Origin of the sequence: Microbispora sp. H10885 (assembly GCF_014161415.1) — a bacterium.
Classification (GTDB): domain Bacteria; phylum Actinomycetota; class Actinomycetes; order Streptosporangiales; family Streptosporangiaceae; genus Microbispora; species Microbispora triticiradicis.
Map to the genome: position 1 here is coordinate 443,760 of NZ_JABBWY010000005.1, position 23,074 is coordinate 466,833.

The 23,074-nt window shown below is 73.3% G+C and carries 23 protein-coding genes; 5 read left to right on the top strand and 18 right to left on the bottom strand.

The features are described 5' to 3' along the window. Positions 1-9: 9 nt before the first annotated feature. The 11 genes from HHX37_RS16150 to HHX37_RS16200 form a co-directional block, all read right to left on the bottom strand. Positions 10-3,723, bottom strand: a complete 3,714-nt coding sequence (locus tag HHX37_RS16150; RefSeq protein ID WP_182885910.1) for a chromosome segregation SMC family protein — start codon at positions 3,721-3,723, stop codon at positions 10-12. A 190-nt stretch (positions 3,724-3,913) separates the two neighbouring features. After that, positions 3,914-4,108, bottom strand: a complete 195-nt coding sequence (locus HHX37_RS16155; RefSeq protein WP_079312688.1) for a hypothetical protein — start codon at positions 4,106-4,108, stop codon at positions 3,914-3,916. A 188-nt stretch (positions 4,109-4,296) separates the two neighbouring features. Further along, entirely contained in the window at positions 4,297-4,566 is a 270-nt protein-coding gene (locus HHX37_RS16160; RefSeq protein WP_182875400.1) for an acylphosphatase, read from the bottom strand. Positions 4,567-4,636: 70 nt separating this feature from the next. Continuing rightward, positions 4,637-5,518, bottom strand: a complete 882-nt coding sequence (gene mutM, locus HHX37_RS16165) for a bifunctional DNA-formamidopyrimidine glycosylase/DNA-(apurinic or apyrimidinic site) lyase (RefSeq protein ID WP_182885911.1) — start codon at positions 5,516-5,518, stop codon at positions 4,637-4,639. Positions 5,519-5,537: 19 nt separating this feature from the next. Further along, the gene (gene rnc, locus HHX37_RS16170; RefSeq protein ID WP_182881387.1) at positions 5,538-6,287 is read right to left on the bottom strand and encodes a ribonuclease III; all 750 of its coding nucleotides are present in this window, start codon (positions 6,285-6,287) and stop codon (positions 5,538-5,540) included. A 287-nt stretch (positions 6,288-6,574) separates the two neighbouring features. Continuing rightward, positions 6,575-6,754: a 50S ribosomal protein L32 gene (rpmF, locus tag HHX37_RS16175; protein ID WP_111698173.1), complete on the bottom strand. Its 180-nt coding sequence runs from the start codon at positions 6,752-6,754 to the stop codon at positions 6,575-6,577. A 1-nt stretch (position 6,755) separates the two neighbouring features. Then, positions 6,756-7,310, bottom strand: a complete 555-nt coding sequence (locus HHX37_RS16180; RefSeq protein WP_182885912.1) for a YceD family protein — start codon at positions 7,308-7,310, stop codon at positions 6,756-6,758. A gap of 69 nt (positions 7,311-7,379) precedes the next feature. Beyond that, positions 7,380-7,856: a pantetheine-phosphate adenylyltransferase gene (gene coaD, locus HHX37_RS16185; RefSeq protein WP_111698171.1), complete on the bottom strand. Its 477-nt coding sequence runs from the start codon at positions 7,854-7,856 to the stop codon at positions 7,380-7,382. Between the two features lie 17 nt (positions 7,857-7,873). After that, positions 7,874-8,443 (bottom strand): 16S rRNA (guanine(966)-N(2))-methyltransferase RsmD, encoded by a 570-nt coding sequence (gene rsmD / locus HHX37_RS16190; RefSeq protein WP_138462893.1) that lies wholly within the window; start codon positions 8,441-8,443, stop codon positions 7,874-7,876. 413 nt (positions 8,444-8,856) lie between these two features. After that, positions 8,857-11,019 carry an ATP-dependent DNA helicase RecG gene (recG, locus tag HHX37_RS16195; protein WP_111698195.1) on the bottom strand — a complete coding sequence of 721 codons (2,163 nt, stop codon included), beginning with the start codon at positions 11,017-11,019 and terminating at the stop codon, positions 8,857-8,859. A gap of 37 nt (positions 11,020-11,056) precedes the next feature. Continuing rightward, positions 11,057-12,679 carry a DAK2 domain-containing protein gene (locus HHX37_RS16200; protein ID WP_182885913.1) on the bottom strand — a complete coding sequence of 541 codons (1,623 nt, stop codon included), beginning with the start codon at positions 12,677-12,679 and terminating at the stop codon, positions 11,057-11,059. A gap of 205 nt (positions 12,680-12,884) precedes the next feature. Here HHX37_RS16200 and rpmB point away from each other — a divergent pair, with 205 nt between their 5' ends. Both rpmB and tsaA read left to right on the top strand, forming a co-directional pair. Beyond that, positions 12,885-13,070, top strand: coding sequence for a 50S ribosomal protein L28 (gene rpmB / locus HHX37_RS16205; protein WP_030506042.1), 186 nt, complete (start codon positions 12,885-12,887; stop codon positions 13,068-13,070). Between the two features lie 88 nt (positions 13,071-13,158). Further along, the gene (gene tsaA, locus HHX37_RS16210; RefSeq protein ID WP_182885914.1) at positions 13,159-13,563 is read left to right on the top strand and encodes a tRNA (N6-threonylcarbamoyladenosine(37)-N6)-methyltransferase TrmO; all 405 of its coding nucleotides are present in this window, start codon (positions 13,159-13,161) and stop codon (positions 13,561-13,563) included. A gap of 53 nt (positions 13,564-13,616) precedes the next feature. Here the strand turns inward: tsaA and thiD are convergent, their stop codons facing one another. From thiD to HHX37_RS16225, 3 genes are all read right to left on the bottom strand, one after another. Next, positions 13,617-14,414 carry a bifunctional hydroxymethylpyrimidine kinase/phosphomethylpyrimidine kinase gene (gene thiD, locus HHX37_RS16215; protein ID WP_396775802.1) on the bottom strand — a complete coding sequence of 266 codons (798 nt, stop codon included), beginning with the start codon at positions 14,412-14,414 and terminating at the stop codon, positions 13,617-13,619. 255 nt (positions 14,415-14,669) lie between these two features. Continuing rightward, positions 14,670-15,791, bottom strand: a complete 1,122-nt coding sequence (locus HHX37_RS16220; RefSeq protein ID WP_182885915.1) for a hypothetical protein — start codon at positions 15,789-15,791, stop codon at positions 14,670-14,672. A 136-nt stretch (positions 15,792-15,927) separates the two neighbouring features. Beyond that, a complete protein-coding gene (locus HHX37_RS16225; protein WP_182881381.1) occupies positions 15,928-16,896 on the bottom strand; it encodes a thiamine-phosphate kinase in 969 nt (322 codons plus the stop codon). A 47-nt stretch (positions 16,897-16,943) separates the two neighbouring features. On the opposite strand from HHX37_RS16225, the gene HHX37_RS16230 reads away from it, so the two are divergent. Both HHX37_RS16230 and HHX37_RS16235 read left to right on the top strand, forming a co-directional pair. Then, the gene (locus HHX37_RS16230; protein ID WP_169984188.1) at positions 16,944-17,177 is read left to right on the top strand and encodes an Lrp/AsnC family transcriptional regulator; all 234 of its coding nucleotides are present in this window, start codon (positions 16,944-16,946) and stop codon (positions 17,175-17,177) included. A 28-nt stretch (positions 17,178-17,205) separates the two neighbouring features. Continuing rightward, the gene (locus HHX37_RS16235; RefSeq protein ID WP_310740397.1) at positions 17,206-17,649 is read left to right on the top strand and encodes a DUF3515 domain-containing protein; all 444 of its coding nucleotides are present in this window, start codon (positions 17,206-17,208) and stop codon (positions 17,647-17,649) included. Between the two features lie 51 nt (positions 17,650-17,700). Here the strand turns inward: HHX37_RS16235 and HHX37_RS16240 are convergent, their stop codons facing one another. The 3 genes from HHX37_RS16240 to HHX37_RS16250 all read right to left on the bottom strand — a co-directional run bounded on the left by HHX37_RS16240 (position 17,701) and on the right by HHX37_RS16250 (position 20,760). Next, positions 17,701-18,816, bottom strand: a complete 1,116-nt coding sequence (locus HHX37_RS16240) for a D-alanine--D-alanine ligase family protein (protein WP_138462888.1) — start codon at positions 18,814-18,816, stop codon at positions 17,701-17,703. Between the two features lie 73 nt (positions 18,817-18,889). Then, positions 18,890-19,897 carry an NAD(P)H-dependent glycerol-3-phosphate dehydrogenase gene (locus tag HHX37_RS16245; protein WP_138462887.1) on the bottom strand — a complete coding sequence of 336 codons (1,008 nt, stop codon included), beginning with the start codon at positions 19,895-19,897 and terminating at the stop codon, positions 18,890-18,892. Positions 19,898-19,950: 53 nt separating this feature from the next. Beyond that, positions 19,951-20,760, bottom strand: coding sequence for a lysophospholipid acyltransferase family protein (locus tag HHX37_RS16250; protein WP_310740398.1), 810 nt, complete (start codon positions 20,758-20,760; stop codon positions 19,951-19,953). Between the two features lie 78 nt (positions 20,761-20,838). Between HHX37_RS16250 and cofC the strand changes: the two genes are divergently transcribed. Further along, entirely contained in the window at positions 20,839-21,483 is a 645-nt protein-coding gene (cofC, locus tag HHX37_RS16255; protein ID WP_182885917.1) for a 2-phospho-L-lactate guanylyltransferase, read from the top strand. A gap of 88 nt (positions 21,484-21,571) precedes the next feature. Here cofC and HHX37_RS16260 read toward each other — a convergent pair whose 3' ends face one another. Next, positions 21,572-23,038, bottom strand: coding sequence for an MFS transporter (locus HHX37_RS16260; RefSeq protein WP_182885918.1), 1,467 nt, complete (start codon positions 23,036-23,038; stop codon positions 21,572-21,574). Positions 23,039-23,074 lie beyond the last annotated feature (36 nt).

A 23,074-nucleotide genomic window follows, 5' to 3' on the forward strand; every position in this document is an offset into this window, starting at 1 on the left:
CCGGGCGGGCTAGACCTTCTCCCGCAGGCGCTGGCTCACGACCTGGGTGACGCCGTCGCCGCGCATCGACACGCCGTACAGCGCGTCGGCGATCTCCATGGTGCGCTTCTGGTGCGTGATCACGATGAGCTGTGAGGTCTGTCTCAGTTCCTCGAAGAGAGTCAGCAGCCGCTGGGTGTTGGTGTCGTCCAGGGCCGCCTCGACCTCGTCCATGACGTAGAACGGCGACGGACGGGCCTTGAAGATCGAGATGAGGAACGCCACCGCCGTCAGCGACCGCTCGCCGCCGGACAGCAGCGACAGCCGCTTGACCTTCTTGCCCGGCGGCCGGGCCTCGACCTCGACTCCGGTGGTCAGCATGTCGGAGGGGTCGGTCAGCAGCAGGCGGCCCTCCCCACCGGGGAAGACCCGGCCGAAGATCTGCTCGAACTCGCGCGCCACGTCCTCGTACGCCGCCGCGAAGACCTGCTCGACCCGGTCGTCGACCTCCTTGACCACGAGCAGCAGGTCGCGCCGGGTCTTCTTGAGGTCCTCCAGCTGGGAGGTCAGGAAGGCGTGCCGTTCCTCCAGCGCGGCGAACTCCTCCAGCGCCAGCGGATTGACCTTGCCGAGCTGGGTCATCTGCCGCTCGGCCGTCCTGGCCCGTTTCTCCTGCTCCTCCCGCACGTACGGCACGGGCGGCTCGCCCGGCACCGGCGCCGTGGGGCCGTACTCGGCGATGAGGGGTTCCAGCTCGATGCCGTACTCCTCCAGGGCCCGCTGCTCCATCTGCTCCAGGCGCAGCCGCCGCTCCGTCCTCGCCATCTCGCTGCCGTGGACCCTGTTGACGAGGGCGTCCAGCTCCGAGCCGAGCTCGCGGACGCGCAGGCGCACCTGCTTCAGCTCGGCGTCGATCTGCCCGCGCGCCCGCTCGGCCTCGTCGCGCTCCTCGGCGGCCCGCGCGAGCGAGCCTTCCAGTGCGGTCAGCGCGGTGCGGGCGCCCTCGGCGACCGCGGCGGCGATCTCGGCCTGCCTGCGCCGGCGTTCCCGGTCCGCCGCGGCCCGCGCGCGGTCCTGCCGCTCCCGCTGGGCCGCGCGGAGCAGGCCGTCGGCGCGGCCCGCGATGCCCCGCGCCCGCTCCTCCGCGGTACGGACGGTCAGCCGGGCCTCCATCTCGGCCTGGCGGGTGACGCCGCAGACCGCGGCCAGCTCGTCACGGGTGTCGGTGGTCGGCTCGGCCTCCAGCTCGGCGGCGTACTCCGCCTCGGCGAGCTGTTCCTCCAGCTCCACCACCACGGCCTGGGCCTGTTCGCGGGCCTCCTGCGCGTCGCGCACCGACCCGCCCAGCCGGGCCGCCTCGTCCTGGGCGGCCTTGACGGCGGCCTCCAGCCGGGCGAGCTGCTTGGCCGCGGCGGCGGCCCTCTGGTCGGCCTCCCGCTGCCTACCGCGCAACCGGTCGAGCACCGCCTGCGCCGCGTTCAGCCCGTTCTGGGCGTCGTTGACGCCGCCCTGGGCGGCGCTCACACCGCTCTGCGCCTCGGCCACCCGCGTCTGGGCCTCCTCCAGCGCGAGCTGGCACTCCCGCTCGGCGGCCACGGCCTCCGCGAGCGCCTCGGCGTGCCGCTCGGCCCCGGCCCTGGCGGTGGCCAGGTCGGCGGCGGCCTCGTCGAGGGCGGTCCGCATCTGCAGCAGCGAGGACCCTCCGCCGGAGCCGCCGTGCGCCGCGTGGACCCCGAGCAGGTCGCCCGACGTGGTGACGGCCCGCAGCTCCGGATGGGAGTCCACGACCTTGCGCGCGGCCGGCAGGTCGGACACCACGACCACGTCGGACAGCAGCGCCTCCACCGCCGGGCGCAGCTCGTCCGGCACGGCCACCAGGTCGGCCGCCCACTCCGCGCCCGCGACGGGCGGCTCCGGCCGGTCGCAGGCTTCGTGCCGGTCCGCCGCGACGAGCAGGGCGGCGCGGCCGGCGCCGGCCTCACGCAGATGCTCGACGGCCGCCACGGCGGCGGTGAGCGAGGCGACGGCCACGCCGTCCACGGCCAGCACGGCCGCGACGGCGGCCTCCGCCCCCGGCCGTACGGCCAGCAGCGTGGCGACGGGGCCGAGCACCCCGGGCAGGCCCGCCCCGAGCAGCGCGGCGGCCCCGTCGGCGCCTCCGGCGAGGCTCATCTCCAGGGCCTCGCACCGGGCCTGCAGGGCGGCGACGGCGCGCTGCGACTCGGAGTCGGCGGCGCGGGCGGCGCCGACGGCGGCCTTCGCGGCGGCCAGTGCGGCGCCGGGCGCGGCCAGGGCGGCCCGCTCCCGTTCCACCACGGCCCCGGCCCGCTCGGCGACGGCCCTGGCCTCCTCCACCGCGGCGCGGGCGAGGTCGACGCCCTCCTGCGCGGTCTCCAGCTCCGCTACGAGTTCGGGGTCGGCCGCGGGCTCGTCGAGCACACCCGTGTCCAGCTCGTCCTGGGCCTGCTCAGCGCGGCGGGTGGCGTCCTCGACGGCCCTGGTGAGCCGGCCGATCTCGTCCCCGGCGGCCCTGGCCCGGCTCCTGGCCGACTCGACCTGGCCGCGCAGGCGGGCGAGCGCCTCCCTGCGGTCGGCCGCGGCGCGGGCGGCGACCGAGAGGCGCCGCTCCTCGGCGGCCAGCGCCTCCTCGGCCTCGGCACGCACCTCGACGGCGGCGGCGAGCCGCTCGCGCGCCTCGTCCAGCTCGTCGGCCAGCACCCGCTCCTGCTCGCGCACCTCGGCGGCCTCGCGCTCCAGGTCCTCCGGATCGCGCCCGCGCCGTTCGACGGACGCGGCGTCGGCGGCGTGCCGCCTGCGCTCGGCCGCCAGGCTCTCCACGCCGCGCAGCCGCTCCCGCAGGCCAGAGAGGTGGTAGAAGGTCTCCTGGGCCGCCTTCAGCCGCGGCTGGGCCTCGTTCTCGGCGGTCTCCAGCTCGGCCTCCCGCCGCTGGCCCTCGGCCAGCTCGGCCTCCACCCGGGCCCGCCTGGCCTGTACGGCCGCCTCGTCGGCCTCCTCGCGCTGCAGGGTGTCGCGGAGGGTCACGACGTCGTCGGCGAGCAGGCGCAGCCGCGCGTCGCGCAGGTCGGCCTGGATGACGGCCGCCTTCCTGGCGATCTCGGCCTGCCGGCCGAGCGGCTTGAGCTGGCGGCGCAGCTCGGCCACGAGGTCCTGGACGCGGGTGAGGTTGGCCTGCATCGCGTCGAGCTTGCGGAGCGCCTTCTCCTTGCGCTTGCGGTGCTTGAGCACGCCCGCGGCCTCTTCGATGAACGCCCTGCGCTCCTCGGGGCCGGCGTGCAGCACCTGGTCGAGCTGGCCCTGGCCGACGATGACGTGCATCTCCCGGCCGATGCCGGAGTCGGACAGCAGTTCCTGGATGTCGAGCAGGCGGCAGGTGTCGCCGTTGATGGCGTACTCGCTCTGGCCCGACCGGAACATCAGCCGGCTGATCGTGACCTCGGTGTAGTCGATCGGCAGCGCACCGTCACCGTTGTCGATCGTCAGGGTGACCTCGGCGCGGCCGAGGGGCGGGCGGCTGGAGGTGCCCGCGAAGATGACGTCCTCCATCTTGCCGCCGCGCAGCGACTTGGCGCTGTGCTCGCCCATCACCCAGGCGAGGGCGTCGACGACGTTGGACTTGCCGGATCCGTTGGGGCCGACCACCGCCGTGATGCCGGGCTCGAAACGGAGGGCGGTGGCCGACGCGAACGACTTGAAACCGCGTAAGGTGAGCGTCTTCAGGTACACGTCCGCCCCCCTCGGTCTCGCCCGTCGGCTGGGGGGAAAGACTACAGGTCCCGGGGCCGGAGTACGCGGAATAGACGCCGCTTGACATCCGGCCGGCCGGGGTGGCAATTCCCGTGGAACAGTTCCGGAAATGGCAAGGGACGCCTTTGCGGGGCGTCCCTACAATCCTTTTCCTGTTCCGGCCGGTCCCTCAGGTGAGAGCCGGCTCGCGATCCTGCAGCCGGACCAGGGCCTCATCACGAGTTTGCGCCGCGAGCGCGTCGTTCTGGGCCTGGAGCCGGTTGAGTTCTGCCTCGAGGTCGCGGATGCGCTGCTGGAGGCGACGCATTTCCGAGATCATTCGAGGATCAGGACCGCCGACGTGGCCGAGTAGAGCCTTCGCCATAGTAAAGGGTCCTCCACGCTGAGTGACCAGACTGGTTCGCGCACTTCATGCCGCGGGAGGGGTGCGCGTGGTTCCTCTCAAGAGTCGCACCGGCATTGGAGACGGTCAAGTTGAACGCTCCGCACGATGAAGCCGGTGGGCACTCTCGCTAGGTAAATATACCGGATTTACGGGGTTTGAGGGAAGCCCTACCTCTCGACAAACCCGGCGATACTCCGCTTCGCTTCGCTCCAGCGCTCGACCACCCCCTCGACGTGGCCGGGCGTGTCACCGCCGCGTAACAGGTCCAGGAGCTTGTCACACGACTCCCTGGGACCCTCGGCGACGACCTCGACCCTTCCGTCGGCCAGGTTCGCGGCCCACCCGACCAGCCCGAGTTCCAGCGCGCGGGCGCGGGTCCACCAGCGGAACCCCACGCCCTGCACCCGTCCCCGGACCCAAGCCGTCAACCGAATCACGAATACAAGTATCCAGATCGCCTCCGGCGGCGATCGCCGGGGGTGGGGCTACGGGCGGGCTGGGGCCGGGCTAGGGGCGCGCGTTCCTCGGGCGGGGCTGGCACTTCGGGCAGCTGTAGGAGGACCGGTTCATGAACGCCTCCCGCCTGATCGGCGTGCCGCACCGGCGGCAGGGCTCGTCGCGTCTGCCGTACACCGCGAGCGACCGGTCGAAGTAGCCGCTCTCGCCGTTCACGTTGACGTACAGGCTGTCGAAGGACGTGCCGCCCTGGCCGAGGGCCTCGGTCATGACGGCGCGGACCGCCGCGAGCAGCTCGAAGATCTTCGGCCGGGTCAGCGCCTCGGTCGGGCGCGCCCAGTGCAGCCGGGCCCGCCACAACGCCTCGTCCGCGTAGATGTTGCCGACCCCGCTGATCAGCGACTGGTCGAGCAGTGCCCGTTTGATCCCGGTACGGCGCAGCCGCAGCCGGACGGCGAACTCGGCGTCGTCGAAGGCGTCCTCCAGCGGGTCGGCGGCGATGTGCGCCACCGGCTCGGGCACCGCCCGGCCCCGCCCCGCGGTCATCGGGGCGACCAGCAGGTGCCCGAAGGTGCGCTGGTCGACGAAGCGTAACTCCGGCCCGCCGTCGGCGAAGCCCATGCGGACCCGCAGATGCTTCTCGATCGGCGCGGTCGGGTCCACGACGAGAAGCTGGCCGCTCATGCCCAGGTGGGCGAGCAGCGACTCCCCCGCCTCCTCCGCACCCGCGGGACCGTCCAGCAGGGGCAGCCACAGGTACTTGCCCCTGCGCTCGGCCGAGGCGAGGGTGCGGTCCTTGAGCTGGGCGGCCAGATCGCCGGTGTTGCGGCGGACCGCCCGGGGGTTGAGCACCTCGGCCGCGACGACCGTCCGGCCGGCGACCCAGCGTTCCAGGCCCCTGCGTACGACCTCGACCTCGGGCAGTTCGGGCATGTTCCCTCCCCGGGCGGGGTCAGGCGCGGACGGGGCCGGCGCCCTCGCGGGCGTCGCGCATCGCGCGGATCGCGGTCCAGGCCGCCTCGGCCGCCTGCTGCTCGGCCTCCTTCTTGCTGCGCCCGGCGCCCTTGCCGTACTCCTTGCCGCCCACGCGCACGACGGCCGAGAAGGACTTGGCGTGGTCGGGCCCGCTCTCGTCGACGTGGTACTCCGGCACGCCGAGCATCTCGGCGGCGGTGAGCTCCTGCAGGGACGTCTTCCAGTCGAGCCCGGCGCCGAGCGACGCCGACCGCGTGATGAGCGGGTCGAACAGCAGGTGGACGACGCGGAACGCCTCGTCCAGGCCCTTGTCGACGTACACGGTGCCGATCAGGGCCTCCAGCGTGTCGGCCAGGATGGAGGACTTGTCCCGTCCGCCGGTGCCCTCCTCGCCGCGGCCGAGCCGCAGGTACTTGCCGAGGTCGAGCGTCCTGGCGACGTCCGCGAGCGCCCGCATGTTGACCACGGCGGCGCGCAGCTTCGCGAGCTGGCCCTCCGGCAGGTCCGGGTGGTTGCGGTACAGCGTGTCCGTCACCACCAGGCCGAGCACCGAGTCACCCAGGAACTCCAGGCGCTCGTTGGTCGGCAGCCCGCCGTTCTCGTACGCGTACGAGCGGTGCGTCAGCGCCCGCTCCAGGATTCCGGTGGTGAGCCGGACGTCCAGCAACTGGTGAAGCTCGTCTCTGGCGATCTCGACGGGCACGGGTTTCGCCGATGGTGCGGCCATGGATTCCTCCCAACTCCTGCGCGGGACAGGTCCGTGCGCGGGAGGCAGGTGGATCCGCCGATGGCCCGAAGGCGTGGTGGACGCCGGTCCGCCGGGAGCCGATGGCCCCGGCGTCCACCACGGCCGCGGGCGTGCATGCCGGTGCGTGTCTACCGTCCTACCGCCGCACGTTCCTCGAAGAACGGTAACGCCGGCCGGGTCCTGTTGACGATCCGGCCGGCGTCCCGATTACTGTGCGCGGCCCGGAGACGGGTCTCCGGGCCGTGCTCGCGGCAGCTTGCGCGCGATCAGGCCGACGGCTCGACGACCTGACGGCGGTTGTAGGTGCCGCAGGTCGGGCACGCCACGTGCGGGCGCTTGGGCGAGCGGCACTGCGGGCAGCTCACGAGTGCGACTGCCGCCGCCTTCCACTGGGACCTGCGGGCGCGGGTGTTGCTCCGCGACATTCTCCGCTTGGGGACGGCCACGTCAACCCTCCTGATCGTCTTCCTGTTCCACAACCAAACCCTGCAGCGCCGCCCAGCGGGGGTCGGCCGTCTCGTGCCGGTGGCCCGGGCCGGCTTCCGCCAGCCTGACTCCGCACTCCGCGCAGAGACCGGGGCAGTCTTCACCGCACACCGGGCTCAGCGGCAGTGCGAGCACCACCGCGTCACGGAATACCGGCTCGAGATCGAGCAGTTCGCCGTCGAGGAGCAGATCGTCCTCTCCGGCGTCCTCCGCCGAGTAGAAGTAGAGCTCCTGGAAGTCGACCTCGATCTCCGAGGTCAACGGGTCCAGGCAACGCGAGCACTCCCCCGTGAGGGGAGCCTGCGCCGTGCCCGTCACGAGCACGCCCTCCATCACCGCCTCGAGCCGGATGTCCAGCTCGACGTCGGCGTCCTTGGGAACGCCGATCATTCCGACCGCGAGGTCCACCGGCGCCGGGAGAGTCGGGGCGAGGGTGCGCATCGATCCCGGTCGGCGTCCCAGATCATGGGTGGAAATCACCCAGGGGGCACGGGGATCGAGGCTGCGCAGACTCATCCTGCTCTCGTTAGGCATGGCGAACTACCGCCGTCGTGCAAGGCTGAAAGGCAAGAATACCAGCCCCGTTCAGCCTCTGAGCCGCTCGATGAGCAGCTGGTGGACGAGGTCCGGGACCAGGCCCGACACGTCGCCGCCGTACCGGGCGATCTCCTTGAGCCGGCTCGACGACAGGAACGAGTACTCCGGGTTGGTGGACATGAACAGCGTCTCCACCCCCGACATCCGATAGTTGAGCTGGGCCATCTGCAGCTCGTAGTCGAAGTCGCTGACCGCCCGCAGGCCCTTCACGATGGCCGGGATGCCCTGCTGCCTGCAGAAGTCCACCAGCAGACCGTGGAACTTCTCGACCCGGATGTTGCCGTACTCCTTCGTCACCGCCTGGAGCATCTCGATGCGCTCGTCGACGGTGAACAGGCTGCGCTTCTCGATGTTGATCAACACGGCCACGACGACCTCGTCGTACAGCCGTGACGTCCGGCCGATGATGTCCAGATGTCCGTTGGTGACGGGATCGAACGACCCCGGGCAGACGACGCGACGCAACGCGCACCCCCATAGATTCACGGGTTCCCGGCGGCGCGACCGTACCAAACGGCCGCTTCGCCGTACCGGCGGACCCTGTCCTCGGTGAATCCCTCCGGCCACACCAGGTCCTTACCCCTGGACTCCCGCTCGACGGCGACCAGCGCGCCCTCCGCCAGCCAGCCGTTGTCGCGCAGCGCCGCGAGCACCCGCGAGACGGCCTCGTCCGAGACCGCGTAGGGCGGGTCGGCGAAGACGAAGTCGTACGGCTCCTCGCACGGGCGGCCGACCACCCGCTCGACCTTCTCGGCCCGCAGGAACGCCCCCGGCAGCCCGAGCGACGCGATGTTCTCCCTGATCGTCCGCGCGGCCCTGGCGTCCGACTCGACCAGCAGCGCGTGAGCGGCCCCCCGGCTCAGCGCCTCCAGGCCCACGGCGCCCGACCCGGCGTACAGGTCGAGCGCCCGGGTCCCGTCCAGCGGCCCGAGCGTGGAGCCGACCGTCGCGAACACCCCCTCCCGGGTGCGGTCGCTCGTCGGCCTGGTCGATCTCCCCGGCGGGACGGCCAGCCTGCGGCCCCCCGCCGTCCCTGCGATCACCCGCGTCACGTCCTCATTGTCCCGCCCGCGACGGCCGCCGCGGCACTCCGGCGACGGGCCGGGCGTAGATCGGCCCGGTCAAGAGTGGGCAAGCGGCGGCGAGGAAAGGGTAAGAGCCGTATCCCTGGCCCTGTCCCATGCGCATCATGAGTTCTGCGGCCTCCACGGTGACCCAGCGGGAGGCCGGCCGGCGTGATCGTGAGCCCTTCCGCACGTCGGCGCCTCCGGCACCTGACCCGGAGGCGGGCCCGGCCGGGGACGGCATTCGGGGGGAGGCCGTCCCCTGAGCCGGGCTCTGGGTCGTCACACGGGCGTCGTGTTCGCACGGCGCCCGTTCCAATTTCCTCCGGCTTCCCCGGCTCTCCCAGGCTTTCCCCGGGCTTCCATCGAGCCCCACGCCGCCGGACTGCCGATCGGGCCGGTCAGGCCTTCTCCAGGAACTCGGCGCGTTCGTCGGAGACCAGGGCGTCGATCTCGGCGCGCAGCGCCGGGTGGCCCGACAGCCCGGGGTCGGCGGACAGCAGCGAGGTCGCCTCGGCGCGGGCGGCCTCGATGACGTCCTCGTCCCGCAGCAACTGCAGCAGCTTGAGCGACGACCTGCGCCCGGACTGGGCGGCGCCGAGCACGTCGCCCTCCCGGCGCTGCTCCAGGTCGACCCGGGACAGCTCGAAGCCGTCGAGGGTCGTCGCCACCGCGTCGAGCCTGCGCCGCGCCGCGGTGCCCTCCGGCGCCTCGCTCACCAGCAGGCACAGCCCGGGCAGGCCGCCCCGTCCGACCCGGCCGCGCAGCTGGTGCAGCTGGGAGACGCCGAAGCGGTCGGCGTCCATGATGACCATGACCGACGAGTTGGGGACGTCGACGCCGACCTCGATGACCGTGGTCGCCACCAGGACGTCGATCTCCCCCCGGGCGAAGGCGCGCATCACCGCGTCCTTGTCCTCGGGCGCCAGCTTGCCGTGCAGCGCCTCGATCCGCAGCCCGGCGAGGGGCCCCTCCGCGAGCGTCCGCGCGACGTCGAGCACCGCCAGGGGCGGCCGGCGCTCGTCGTCGGCCTTCGCCAGGTCGCCCTCGTCGCCCTCCTGGTCGCCGATCCGCGGGCACACCACGTACGCCTGGCGGCCGAGGCCGGTCTCCTCGCGGACCCGCTGCCACGCCCGGTCGAGGTAGTGGGGCTTCTCGGCGGCGGGCACCACGTGCGTGGTGATCGGGGCGCGGCCGGAGGGAAGCTGGGACAGCGTGGAGACCTCCAGGTCGCCGAACACGGTCATCGCGACGGTGCGCGGGATCGGCGTCGCCGTCATGACCAGCACGTGGGGCCGCCCGCCGCCGCCCTTCTCGCGCAGCGCGTCGCGCTGCTCGACGCCGAACCTGTGCTGCTCGTCGACCACGACCAGCCCGAGATCGAAGAACTGGACATGCTCCTGGAGCACGGCATGGGTGCCGATCACGATGCCGGCCGTGCCGGAGGCCGCGTCGAGCAGCGCGCTCCTGCGCGCCGCCGCACCCATGGACCCGGTGAGCAGCGCGACCGCCGTGCCGCCGAGCATGCCGCCGCCCGCGAGATCGCCCAGCATGGCCACGATCGACCGGTGGTGCTGCTGGGCGAGCACCTCGGTGGGAGCGAGCAGCACGGCCTGGCCGCCGGAGTCGACCACCTGGAGCATCGCGCGCAGCGCGACCACGGTCTTGCCCGCGCCGACCTCGCCCTGCAGGAGCCGGTGCATGGGGTGCGCGCGGGCGAGGTCGGCCGCGATCTCCTCGCCGACCCGCCGCTGCCCCTCGGTGAGCTCGAACGGCAGCCGCTTGTCGAACTCCCCGAGCAGCCCGCCGTCGCGCGGGGCGCGTGGTGTGGCGGCCCACGCGGAGGCCTCGATCCGCCGCCGCACCAGGACGGCCTGCAGCACGAACGCCTCGTCGAACTTCAGCCGATCATGGGCCCGCGCGACGTCCCCCTGGCCGCGCGGCCGGTGGACCAGGCGCAGAGCGTCCTCGATCGGCAGCAGGCCCAGCCGCTCCCGCAGCTCGCCGGGGACGGGGTCGTCCAGGCTGAGCACGTCGAGCACGGTCTGCACGGCCCGGCGGATCTTCCAGCTCGGCAGCCCCTGGGCCGAGGGATAGATCGGCACCAGCGCGGAGGCGAACTCCTCGGCCGTCTCCGCCGTCTCGTCGAACGACTCGTACTCGGGATGGGTGAGCGAGACGCGCCGGGACTTCCCGGCGACGAAGACGTTGACCTTCCCCGAGAACATCGCCTCGGTGCCCGGCGGGAGCCGCTGCTCGGCGACATAGGCGCCCTTGCCGAAGAAGGCCAGGTGCAGCCGCTCCCTGCCGTCCGTCACCACCATGTCGAGCCAGGTGCCCTGCCGGTTCTTCATCGGCCGGCGGACCGCGGACGACACCTTGGCGACCACGGTCACGTGCTCGTCGTGCTCCAGCGACGCGATCGACGTCAGCTCACCCCGCTGGGCGTAGCGCCGCGGATAGTGGCGCAGCAGTTCGCCGACCGTGCTGATGCCCAGCGCGCTCTCCAGCGGGGCGGCGGACCTGCCGACCGCCTTCTTGAGCGGCTCGTCGAAGCTCGTCACGACACTCATTACTACCCGTACGCGCCGACAATCGGGCTCACTCGGCGCCGATCAGGAGGGGATACCCGCCCTGCCCGCCCTCGTAGACAACGATCTCCAGGTCGGGCCGCGTCCGCTCCAGGTGGTCCTCGACGGCCCGCGGGACCTCGGGCGGGGCGCCCGCGCCGACGACCAGCGTGACCATCTCGGTGCCGCCCGACACCAGGCGCCGGGCGACCTCGACGGCGGTCTCCGCCAGGTCCGCGCCGATCAGCGCGACCTCGCCGTCCACCACGCCGAGGACCTCGCCGGGACGGCACAGGCCCACACTGGTCACCGCCGCCCGGTCGGCCACCCACACGTGCCCGTGGCGGGTGTGCCCGGCCGCGTCGGTCATCGCCACGACGTCGTCGTCGAACCGGCGGAGGGCGTCGTGCACGGCCAGCGCGGCGAGGCCCTGCACAGAGGCCCGGGTGGGCAGGACGCTGACGGTCGCGCCCTCCTCCCTGGCGATCTCGGCGGCGGCCACGGCCACGTCGTACACGGCGGCGTCGTTGGGCAGTACCGCGACCTCGGCGCCGGCCCCGCGGATCGCCCGCACCAGCGCGGCGACCGGCGGCACCGACCCCGGCTCGCGCCGTACGACCACCGCTCCCGCCTCCGCGAACAGGCCCGCCAGGCCGTCTCCGGCGGCGACCGCGACCACTCCCCTGGCCGGGCCCGGCTCGTGCGGCCGTCCCCCGAGCCAGGTGACCTTGATCCGGTGCGGGCGCCCGGCCCGCAGCCCGGCCTCGACGGCCGCGCCCGCGTCGTCCACGTGGACGTGAACGTTCCACAGGTCCTCCCCGCCGACGATCACGAGGCTGTCCCCGAGCGCGTCCAGCTCCGCCCTCAGCCGGCCCACCTCGTCCGCGCCCGCGTCCAGGAGGTACATGACCTCGTAACCGGGGCCGTCCCCGTGCCGCCGCCCCGCCTCCTCCTCCGCGATGCTCCCACGGGCCCCCGGCGCGACTTCAACACGGGCCTCCGGCGCGACCCGACCGGCCGGGGCGGGCACCTCGTGCCGCTCGCTGTACGCCTCGGTCACCACCTCGGCCAGGCTCTCCAGGACGATCACCAGCCCGGCCGCGCCCGCGTCGACCACCCCGTTGCGGGACAGCACGTCGAGCTGCCCGGTCGTGCGGCGCAGCGCCCGCCGTGCCTCGTCCGCCGCCAGGCGGGCCACCCCGGCCAGGTCGTCCGGCGCGTCCCGTACGGCCCGCGCGGCGGCGGACAGCACGGTGAGCAGGGTGCCCTCCACCGGCCTGGCCACCGCCGCCCTGGCCGTCTCGGCCGCTCTCACGAGGCCGGCGCGCAGGCCGGCGCCGTCGCCCCGGGCCGGGCCGAGCGTGTCGGCCAGCCCCTTGAGCGCCTGGCTGACGATCACGCCGGAGTTGCCCCGCGCGCCGAGCAGCGCCCCGCGTGCCAGCGCCGCCCAGGTGGCGCCGGCATCCGCGCCCGGGGGCAGCGCGTCCAGCGCGTCGGCCGCGGACAGGAGCGTGAGGTGCAGGTTCGTCCCCGTGTCCCCGTCCGGCACGGGAAAGACGTTGAGCGCGTCGATCTCCGCCCTGGCCCGGCCGAGCGACGTGGCGCAGTGCCGGGACCAGCGCCGTACGGCGGGGGGATCGAGCTCCTTGAGCATCCGCCGTCCTTCCTTCCGCGCGCCCCGGCCCCGCGATGCGCTACCGTTGGCGGGTACGAGACTATCCCCGTTCGCCGGGCTCCCGTTTGGCGTGGACCGGCGCACATCGGATATCCTCGTGTGGCCAGCCGGTTGTCCCGGCATTGCTCGGATGAGCCGCTGCACCGGCGCCGGGCCGATCGACTGATTCAAAGGAGCGATTACCGTGGCTTCCGTCTGCGACGTCTGCGCCAAGAAGCCGATTTTCGGCAACAACATCTCCCACTCGCACCGCCGCACCCGCCGCCGCTGGAACCCCAACATCCAGACCGTGCGCGCGGTGGTCAACGGGACGCCGAAGCGGATGAACGTCTGCACCTCCTGCATCAAGGCGGGCAAGGTCACCCGCTGACCGTGTGACTCCGCGAGAGCCCGCCACCGGTTCGGTGGCGGGCTCTCGCACTCCCGGGACATCGGCGAGCCAGGAAGGGTTCGGGCTGTTGAGCGAATACACGCTGCGCGTGATCGGGCGAGTGGAGTCGCCCCTCACCGACCGAGCGGCGGCACCCCTGCAAGCCGACGAAGGCGCCCCCGGCGCCTGGCTCGTCTTCGACGAGTGGTACGCGTCCGCCCTGGAGGGCCTGTCGCCGGGCACCGACGTGCTCCTGCTCACCTGGCTCGACCGTGCTGACCGCGACACGCTCGCCGTCCACCCGCGCGGCGACGCCACGCGTCCGCGCGCCGGCGTCTTCACCACCCGCAGTCCCGACCGGCCCAACCCGATCGGCCTGCACGAGGTCCGCATCCTCGCCATCGCCGGAACGCGCGTCCAGGTCGGCAACCTCGAAGCTCTCGACGGGACCCCGATCCTCGACGTCAAGCCTCTCCTCACGCCGGACCGGTGACGCGACGGACCGCCGGCCGCGCCACGGTACGGGCGCGGTCGGCGTGATCCCGCTCAGACGTCCGCGCGCGTTCGCCAGCCGTGGTCCACGGGGCCGATGCCCGCGCCCAGCGGGAACCCGTGCGCGATCGCGCCCGTGACGTACTCCTTGGCCCGCCGTACGGCGCCGGGGACGTCCTCGCCGAGGGCGAGGTAGGACGCGATGGCGGAGGCGAGCGTGCAGCCGGTGCCGTGGGTGTGCCGGTTGTCGAGCCGCTCGGCGGTGAAGCGGTGCTCGGCCGATCCGTCGGTCAGCAGGTCGACCGGCTCGCCGGGCAGATGCCCTCCCTTGATGAGCGCCCACTTCGGGCCGAGCGCCAGCACCGCCTCGGCGGCGCGGGGCAGGTCGGCCTCGTCTTCGACCTTGACGTTCGTGAGCTGCTCCACCTCCCACAGGTTGGGGGTGACCACGGTCGCCGTGGGCAGCAGCGTCCTCCTGACCGTCTCCACGGCCTCCGGCCGGAGCAGGCTGTCGCCGTGCTTGGACACGCCGACGGGGTCCACCACGACGGGAACGGCCACGCCCGCGAGGACCTCGGCGACGGTCTCCACCAGCGCCGGCGACGCCAGCATGCCCGTCTTGATCGCCTGCGCTCCGATGTCGCCGAGGACCGAGTCGAGCTGCGCCCGCACCGCCTCCGGGGGCAGCTCCCAGTAGCCCTGCACGCCCAGCGAGTTCTGCGCCGTCACCGCGGCGATCACGCTCATGCCGTGCACGCCGAGGGCCAGCATGGTCTTCAGGTCGGCCTGGATGCCGGCGCCGCCGCCGGAGTCGGAGCCCGCGATCGTCAGAACACGTGGTGGGGTGGTCATGGCCACCATCCAACCAGGTCCCCTTTGACGCGAGCCGCGCCCCTTCGCGGGTACACCCGGGCCCGGCCACCCGGGCTCCGGCGCTGACCTCACCGCACGCCGTGACGCGCGGCGAGCCGCCCACGACGGCACACCACACCTCGGCGACCACGCCGGCGAGGCACCTCCCGGCGGGGTCAGCGGTGGCGGCGAGGCACGCAGCGGCGCGTCACTCCTCGGTGACCGCCGCCGGGGCACGGGACCTGGGCGCGAGCGTCAGCGGTGACGGTGGCGGGACGAGCCGCTCGCGACGGCGCAGCTCCCTTCGGCGAGTGAGCATTCGGCCGGGGTGCGGGAGGCGCCCTCCGCGTCGAAGGCGACGCCGATCTCGCCGCCCTCGGCGAGCGACTCGCCGGTGACGACCAGGGTGTCCCCCTGCTGCTCCCAGCCGGAGGCGCCCTGCACCGCCGTCACCCGCCCGCCGATCGGCAGCCGGAGCGTCCAGGAGGACAGCGCCGGGCCCTCGTTGCGTACGGCGAGCCTGGCGGTGTAGGCCGCGCCGCGCCTGCCCGCCGCCGAGTAGGTCACGCGGACGGCGCCGTCACCCCGCGCGGCGGCTGGGGCGGCCGAGTCGGTGTGCGGGGCCTCCCCGTCCGAGTTCGCCGAGCCCGCCTCGTCCGGCTCCGAGGTGTCCAGGGCGACGGGGCCGCCCGGGTCCGTGCCACCCGTCGTGCCGCCCGCTCCGGGGGCGTCGGCCGTCGCGGGAGCGCCGACGTCGGCGGGCGTGGATCCGGCGCCGGTCCGCGCGCCGCTCCGGTTCCGGGCGGGCGACGTGGCACGCGGCTTCGGGGAGGCGGAGGACGAGGTCCGCGCCTTCTCCCGGCCACGACCCGGATCGGCGCCCGGGACGGGGCCGGAATCGGGCTGGGAGTCGGGCTGGGAGTCGGGACGGGGTGACGCGCCGGGACCGGTGTCGCCCTGTGCCGGGTCCTCGCCGGTCCGGCCGTCCGCGGCTCCGTCTCCCACAGTGCTTCCCGCCGCGTCGCCTGTCTGCGGGGCGGAGCCGGTCTCCTGCGGCGCCCCCGCGCCGAGAGAGGGGGCGCTGTTCGCGGCACAGTCCGCGGTGGACACGCAGGCCTGCCGGGGCGGGTCGACGGTCAGCGTGGTCCGCCCGGCCATCAGCCGCGCCCCGCCCGTCGTCACCCCGACGGCCAGCAGCACCGACAGGCCGGACACCAAGGCCATCCGCCGCAGGCGCTTCGGCGGCTCCGGCCGGTCGTTCCAGCCGGAGCCGAGGAAGCCGCGAGGGGTGTCGTCGTGGGAGGCCAGGCTCTCGGGAGACAGCGCGGCGAAGGTCCTGGTGCCCGGCCCCGGTTCCGGGTCGCCGGGGTCACCCACGTCCGGCGTCCCCTCCCCGGGGAGGTGACCTTCTCCGGTGTTTCGTCCTGCCGCGTGACGGCCCATGGCGGTCCTCTCTGTCGCCGACCGCCATACTTAATAACAGATCTAATACACATATGTCACAAATTTCACATCATTCACGGAAGTGGTCCCATCCCCCCACCGTCCTGACCTGCCCGTCCACGCGGACGCCCTGACCCTGCTCGACCTCGCCGATGACCGTCCACTCCGGCGGCAGCCGTACGGCGGGAGGGAAGGTCGCGGCGAGCGCGTGGTCGTCGCCGCCGGTCAGCACCCACTCCAGCGGGTCGGCCCCCAGTTCGCCGGCCGCCGCGGCCAGGACCTCCGCCACCGGCAGGGCGGCGGCGTCCAGGGCGACGGCCACTCCCGAGGCCTCCGCGACGTGCCCGAGGTCCTGCAGCAGGCCGTCGCTCACGTCGAGCATGGCCGTCGCGCCGAGCAGCGCGGCCCGGGGCCCGCAGGCGTACGGCGGCCGGGGGCGCCGGTGCGCCTCCGGAAGCTCCCGCAACTCCGGCGCCCCGGCGCCCGCCCCCGCCGTGAGCAGGGCGAGACCCGCCGCCGCGTGACCGAGACGTCCCGCCACCGCGACCACGTCCCCGGGCCGCGCGCCCGATCGGGTCACCGGCGGCCGTCCGCCGAGGTCCCCGAGCGCGGTCACCCCGAGCACGACGATCTCCGAACGCGTGACGTCGCCCCCCGCCACGGTCGCGCCCACCAGGTCGCACTCGTCGCGGAAGCCGTCGGTCAGCGCGTCCAGCCAGTCGGCGGCGGCGTCCGGGGGCAGGCCGAGCCCGACCACCAGCGCGGTGGGATCGGCCCCCATGGCGGCGATGTCGGCGAGGTTCTGCGCCGCCGCCTTGCGGCCGATGTCGTAGCCGCCCGACCAGTCGCGGCGGAAGTGCCGTCCCTCGACCAGGAGGTCCGTGCTCACCACCACCCGGCCGTCGGGCGCGCGCAGGATCGCGGCGTCGTCACCGGGGCCCAGCAGTACGGCCGCGCCCTGGGTAAGCCGTCCCGATATTCGCTGAATTACTCCGAATTCGCCCAGTTCTCCGACTGTGATAGCACACCCCTTGTGCATCCGAGGTACGGTTACGCTCCGGCACTGATCTCTACCCGGAGGGCGTCATGGTGCAGGCCTACATCCTTATCCAGACCGAGGTCGGCAGGGCGGCCAACGTGGCCGAGGAGATCTCGTCCATCCCTGGGGTGACGCAGGCCGAGGATGTCACCGGCCCCTACGACGTGATCGTCCGCGCCCAGGCCAACAACGTGGACGAGCTCGGCAAGCTCGTGGTGGCCCAGATCCAGGCGGTGCAGGGCATCACTCGTACACTGACGTGTCCGATCGTCCACATCTGACCGCGAACCGACCGGGGGGACGATGCGCGTGGCGAGGCGGCCCGCGGCGGTGGGCACGGCCGCGGCGGGTGTGACGCTGGCCCTGCTCGCGGCCTGCTCGTCCACCGTCCACGTGGAGCCGCCCACGCCCGCCGGCGAGGCCGCGGCGGCCTGCCGCAGGCTCGGCGCGGCCCTGCCGGAGACGCTCGACGGGCTCGGCCGGGCCGGCTCCGAGCCGCCCTCGCCGTACGTCGCCGTCTGGGGCGACGGCCAGATCGCCCTGCGCTGCGGTGTGCCCCGGCCGGCCGCGATGGAGCCCACGGCCGAGGTCGTCGACGTCAACGGCGTCGGCTGGTTCCAGGATCCCCGGCTGCCGACGCTGTTCACCTCGGTCAACCGGGTGGCGTATGTCGAGGTCACCATCGCCAAGAACCACCAACCGGCCGCGGTGCTGGTCGATCTCGCCGGGCCGGTCAAGCGGAACGTCCCCTAGTAGCCGGCGCATGGGACGGCACGGCCGGCGCGAGCCGCCGGGACGGCACGGTCAGCGCAGCCCGGCGGGGCGGCGCAGGGCGAGCTGGATCAGGCGGTCCACCAGGTCGGCGTACGGCAGCCCGGTGGCGGCCCACAGCTGCGGCGCGACCGACAGCGAGGTGAAGCCCGGCATGGTGTTGATCTCGTTGACGATCAGCTCCCCGGACGGCGTGTAGAAGAAATCGACCCTCGACAGTCCCTCGCAGCCGAGCGCCTCGTACGCGCGCACCGCCATGGCCCGGATCGTCTCGGCCACCTCGGCGGGGATGTCGGCCGGGGCCCGCAGCTCCATCTGGCCGGGGTGATACTTGGCCTCGAAGTCGAAGAACTCGCGCTCGCCCCGCACCAGCACCTCGCCGGGGACGCTGGCCTCGGGAGCGGCGCCGTCCGGCGACTCCAGCACCGCGCACTCGATCTCCCGGCCGACGACGGCGGCCTCGACCAGCACCTTCGGGTCGTGCTCGCGGGCCCGCTCGATCGCCTGCTCCAGCGACTCGGGATCGTGCGCCTTGGAGATGCCCTGCGACGACCCGGCCCTGGACGGCTTGACGAACACCGGCCAGCCCAGTTCCTCGATCTCCTTCAGCACCCGGCCGCGGTCGAGGCGCCAGTCGCGGTCCCGAACGACCACGAACGGGCCGACCGGCAGGCCGGCGGCGCGCAGGACGAGCTTCATGTACGCCTTGTCCATCCCGACCGCGCTGGCCAGCACGCCCGAGCCGACGTAACGGACCCCGGCCATCTCCAGCAGGCCCTGGATGGTCCCGTCCTCGCCGAACGGGCCGTGCATGACCGGGAAGACGACGTCCACCTGCCCGAGCGGGAGCGGGATCTCGCCGGGCTCCAGGGCCACGAGCGCGCCCGAATCCGCGGGCAGCGCGAGCGCCGTGCCCGAGTCGTCCACGACGGGGAGGCGGCCCGACTCGATCGCGTACGTCTGGCTGCCGGAGGCCAGCACCCAGCGCCCGTCCTGGGCGATGCCGATGGGGACGACCTCGTACTTCGTCCGGTCGATGGCCTGCAGCACGCTGCCCGCGCCCATCAGCGAGACGGCGTGCTCGGAGTTGCGCCCGCCGAAGACGACTGCCACGCGCACGCGTGACGGGGACTCGCGATCCTCATTCATGATGCCCGAATCTACCGTGTTCGAGGGGCATAACGGCTTGTCAGCCGCGCGCGGCGGAGAGCCGGACGGCTGGTCAGACGCCGTAGCGCTCCGGTTTCGGCGTGCGGGACATGAGCAGCACGGCGGCCTCTCCGGGGGTCATGCCGTCGTGGACGACTCCCACGACCACCTCGGTGATCGGCATCTCCACATCGTGCTTCCTGGCCAGTTCGAGCACCGACTCACACGACTTGACGCCCTCGGCGGTCTGCTTCGTGGCCGCGACGACCTCGGCCATCGTCATCCCGCGGCCCAGGTTCTCGCCGAAGGTCCGGTTGCGCGACAGCGGCGAGGTGCAGGTCGCGACGAGGTCGCCCATGCCGGCGAGGCCCGCGAAGGTGTGCTGGTCGGCGCCGAGCGCCGCGCCCAGCCGGGCGATCTCGGCGAGCCCCCGGGTCATGAGCGTGGCGCGCACGTTGTCGCCCAGGCCCATGCCGGCCGCGACGCCGACGGCCAGCGCGATGACGTTCTTGACCGCGCCGCCGAGTTCGACGCCGACCACGTCCGGGTTCGTGTACGTCCGGAACCACGGCAGGTGGCACGCCTCCTGCAGCCGGGCCGCCACCTCCTCGTCGGTGCAGGCGACGACGGCCGCGGCGGGCTGCCGCCGGGCCAGTTCGGGGACCAGGTTGGGCCCGGAGACCACGGCCACCCGGCTCTCCGGCACCTCCGCCACCTCGCAGACGACCTCGCTCATCCGCTTGCAGGTGCCGAGTTCGACGCCCTTCATCAGGCTGACCAGCACGGCCCCGGGCGGGATGTGGTGCTTCCACACCTGGAGGTTGCCGCGCAGCGTCTGGGACGGGATGGCGAGGACCACGAAGTCCGCGCCGTCCATGGCCTCGGCGGGGTCGGTCGTCGCGCGCAGGGTGTCGGGCAGCCGCGTCCCCGGCAGGTACTCCGGGTTCTCCCGGGTCTCGTTGATCGCGTCGACGATCTGCGCCCGCCTGCCCCAGAGGGTCGGAGTGGTGCCCGCCTCGGCGAGGATCATCGCGAACGTGGTGCCCCACGAGCCCGTACCAAACACAGCCGCCCTGGTCACTGGACGCACCACTCCTCTTGCCTCGCGCGCTCACCCCTCACCGTACGCTCCGGTCAGCCGTTGGAGTCGTTCTTCGGGTCATAGGGGACCTCTGGCGCCTTCTCATCCCGAATCTCGGCGAGCAGGGCGGTGATGGCCGCCATGATGTCCGCGGTCGCGTCGCGCAGGACCGAGCCGCGCAGGGGCTGCCCGGCGTACCGGGACAGGTCGACCGGCGGCCCGGCGAGGACGTGGAAGGTCGTGCGGGGCAGGAGGCGAGGCTTCTTCTCGCCGTACGGCAGCAGCTCCTGGGCGCCCCAGTGGGCAATCGGGATGACCGGCACGCCGCTCGTCAGGGCCAGCCGGGCGACGCCGGTCTTGCCCGCCATCGGCCACATCTCGGGATCGCGGCTGATCGTGCCCTCGGGATAGAACATGATGCAGGCGCCGTTCCGCAGCCGCTCTTCGGCGATCTTGAGCGACCGCGTGGCCTCGGTGCTGTTGCGCTCGACCGGGATGGCCTGGAGCTGCCTGACGGCGCGGCCGAGGAGGGGCAGCCGGAAGAGGCCGGCCTTGGCCAGGATCGTCGGCCACCGCCCGTTGTTGTAGAGGTAGTGGGCGAGCAGCACGGGGTCGGACCACGACAGGTGGTTGGCCGCGATGATCAGCCCTCCCGTGCGCGGGATGTTCTCCCCGCCACGCCACTTCCGCCGTACGAACAGCCGGGAGATCGGCTTGACGACGACGACCGCGAGCGCCTCCCACCGGCGGGGCGGCCGCCCGGCCCGCCGGCTCACCATCCCTTGGGGACGACCGGAACCGGCGTCGGCGGCGCGGGGTGCGGGAGTGCTCGGGTCGGGTGCGGGGTCGCTGGGGTGGCTCACAAGGTCTCCAAAATCACCAGAATCCGGGACAAGTCTCCCGGTTGGCCATGCGCGATGTCGAGGCGGGATGCTACAACCATGCCCCTGGTGCGATGGTCAATTGTGGTTCCGGTGAAGACCCTGATCCGGGCCAAGACCCGGCTCGCCGCCGCGGCGGGGCCGTACCGGGCCGACCTGGCGGTGGCGGTGGCCCTCGACACCGTGGCGGCGGCGCTGCGCTGCCGCCTCGTGGCGCGGGTGGTGGTCGTGACGGCCGACCCGCTGCCCGCGCGGCGGCTGGCCGCCCTGGGCGCCCACGTGGTGGCCGATCCCGACCGGGGCCTGAACACGGCCCTGCGGACCGGCGCGGAGGAGGCCGTACGGCTCGCGCCGGGCGACGCGGTCGGCGCCCTGCAGGCCGACCTGCCCGCCCTGCGGCCTGCGGAGCTGGAGACGGTGCTCGGGGCCGCGCCGGAGTTCGACCAGGCGTTCGTCCCCGACGCCGCCGAGGTCGGCACCACGTTCTACGGCGTACGGCCCGGCGTGCCCTTCCGGCCGGGATTCGGCGGCGAGTCGCGGGCCCGGCACCTCTCGCGGGGGGCCAAGGAGCTGGCCCCGCCCGGGATCGCCTCGGTGCGCCGGGACGTCGACACGATCGAGGATCTGCGCGAGGCCCTCGCCCTCGGCGTCGGCCCCGCGACCGCCGAGGTCGCCGCCCGGATCCTCGGCGGCGCACCGCGCTGACGCGCCAGCGGCCAGACCGTGGGGGAAGGGAAAGGCGGTCACGCCGAGCCCCGCTCCGGCATGACCGCCCGCGACTCCGTCGTGCCCGCTAGTGGGTCGCCTCCGCGTTCTCGCGGGCGTGCCTGGGCAGGAGGAACGCCACCGCGAACGTCACGAGGAGCATCCCGGCGACGACCCAGAGGGTGACCTTCATGGCCTGGTCGAAGCTCGCGGCGGTGGGCAGGTCGCCGAGCAGGTCGAAGAAGATCGTGCCGAGCAGGGCCACGCCGAAGGCGTTGCCCAGCTGCTGGACCGCGGTCATCGTGCCGGAGGCCGAGCCGGTCTCGTGCTCCTCCACCCCGGCCAGGACGATGTCGAAGAACGGCGACATCAGCATGCCCATGCCGACCCCGCTCACCAGCAGGGCGGGGACGAGCTGCCAGGCGGTCACCTGCGTCCCGGTGACGGTGAGCGTGAGCAGGACGCCGAGGACCCCCAACGTCATGACCAGCGTGCCGAGGTGCAGCAGCCGGCGCCCGAGCTTCTGCAGCGGCTGGGCGACCCCGAAGCCGACGATCATGCCGGCGGACCACGGGACCATCACCAGGCCGGCCTTCAGCGCGGAGTAGTGCAGCCCGATCTGGCAGTAGAGGTTGAACGCCAGCATGAACCCGGCCATGCCGGAGAAGAACACCAGCCCGGTGAACAGGCCGCCGGTGAACGCGCGCTTGCGGAACAGGCTCGGCACGATCAGCGGGTCGCCGCCCGCGCGGCTCCTGCGGGACTGGAACCATCCGAAGGCGGCGAAGACCACCACCGAGGCGGCGAGCATGACGAACGCCCACGCCGGCCAGTCGTGCTCACGCCCCTGCACGAGGGGGTAGATCACCAGGAAGCCGCCCAGGGAGGCGAGGACGACGCCGCCCAGGTCGAGCCGCAGCGGGTGCGGCGACCGCGACTCGGGCAGGAAGCGCAGACCGGCGGCCAGCGCGGCGAGGCCGAGCGGCAGGTTGACCAGGAAGATCATGCGCCAGCCGGTTCCCCAGTAGTCGGCCTCCACGAGCCAGCCGGCCAGGATCGGGCCGCCCACGGCGGACAGGCCCATCATCGGCCCGAACATGCCGAACGCCTTGCCCATCTCGGCCGGCGGGAACATCTCCTTGATCATGCCGAGCCCCTGGGGCAGCATGACCGCGCCGAACAGGCCCTGCACCACCCGGGCTCCGATGAGCATCTCGGGCGACTGCGCGACGGCGCACAGCAGGGAGCCCGCGGTGAATCCGGCGGCCCCGATCAGGAACATCCGCTTGCGCCCGAAGATGTCGCCCAGCCGGCCGCCGGTGATCAGGCCCACGGCCATGGCCAGCGTGTAGGCGGCGCCCAGCCACTGGATGACGGACTCCGATCCGCCCAGGTCGGCGCGCATGCTCGGGGCCGCGATGTTGGTGACCATCGCGTCGAGCAGATCCATGATCTCGCCCGCGAGGATCACGAAGAGAGCGGCCCAGCGCCACCGGTACGCGGGCGCCTCATCCACCGGCGCCTCGGACGCCGCGGTGCTGACGGTGTTCGCCATCACCCCTCCTTGAGTTTCTGAACAGTGTTCACCAAT